The organism is Bacillus sp. LR_5 (assembly GCF_042709275.1).
Genome location: NZ_JAVAXX010000611.1, coordinates 1 through 1143 on the forward strand (window position 1 = coordinate 1; position 1143 = coordinate 1143).

Genomic DNA, 1143 nt, shown 5'->3' on the forward strand with positions numbered 1-1143 from the left:
TGGCATTGATGAAAATGTGGTTTGCTCTAGGGTCCATGGGTCTGATGTTTCTGGCTGTAGCTTCCATCTATTTAAGCCGCTTTAAGTGCCAAAACCGTTTTTTGAAGATTGCGATTTCATCATTCGCATACATGTGTATGCTCATATCTGGAATTATTGTGTTTGTCGTGGTTTTTAGCGGCCCTGTCAATGAATAAAGCTGTAAAAGGAAGTGCTGTATGGGTAAACTGAAGTGCGCAATCATTTTTGCGGCAGTCGTGTTTTTATCCGGATGTTTATATCCAAATGAACGGAAAAGCAGTGTGCATGCCATTCCTTATCAAGACCAGCTAAAGCAGGTTCAATCTGCTGTTGATGAATTTCAAAAGGCAAATGGAGGGCTGCTTCCTATTCAAACCAAAGATATGTCGACACCGCTATATCAAAAATATCCGATAGACTTTAACCGGTTAGCGCCAAGATACATAGCTGAACCTCCAAGTACGGCATTTGAAAGCGGGGGAGACTATCAATACGTGCTTGTTGACGTAGAGAACGATCCGACTGTTAAATTAATTGATCTAAAGATGGCAGAAAAAATTCGCGATGTGAAATTGCGCATCCAAATGTATCGTCAGGAGCATCAATATCCGCCTTACAAGGATGTGCTATCTCGTGATTTATTTACACTCGATGAGAAGAAGCTTGGGGATGGAAGCTCTCTTACAGTGACAAGCCCAATCTCAGGGAATTCCTTGCCGCTTATGATTGACGGAGACGGAGAAATATATGCCGATTACCGGACTGAGCTGGCTTCTTGCCTCAAAAAAAGCAAAAAAACGTTTAAACCCGGGACTGAAATCCAGGATATGATTTGGCAGGATACCCCCTTTGTCCCCGCGTTTTCTGTAAAATATACGGTAAATGACAAACAGGAACCTGTTTTTTTAGAAAATGATATGAAAAAGGAATGAACCTTTCTCCCTTGCATACAAATAGGGAGAAAGGTTTTTTTATACTTTAATAGATTGAGGATGAGAAATTTTCTAAAGATGTCATATTCAAATAGGACAACGTCATACACATATAGTGTCCTGTGTTTGATTGAAAGAGCTTAATAAAATTGAAAAGGATAGGAAGTCCGGGAGGGGATCACTTGGAAAA

At 40.4% G+C, this 1143-nt stretch carries 2 protein-coding genes; both read left to right on the plus strand.

The annotated features are described in order from the left end of the window. Window positions 1–197: DUF2768 domain-containing protein (locus RAC86_RS38930; protein WP_377886982.1), on the plus strand; the 197-nt coding region annotated here is incomplete at its 5' end. A gap of 21 nt (window positions 198–218) precedes the next feature. Then, the gene (locus tag RAC86_RS38935; RefSeq protein ID WP_021481548.1) at window positions 219–953 is read left to right on the plus strand and encodes a hypothetical protein; all 735 of its coding nucleotides are present in this window, start codon (window positions 219–221) and stop codon (window positions 951–953) included. Window positions 954–1143: the final 190 nt, after the last annotated feature.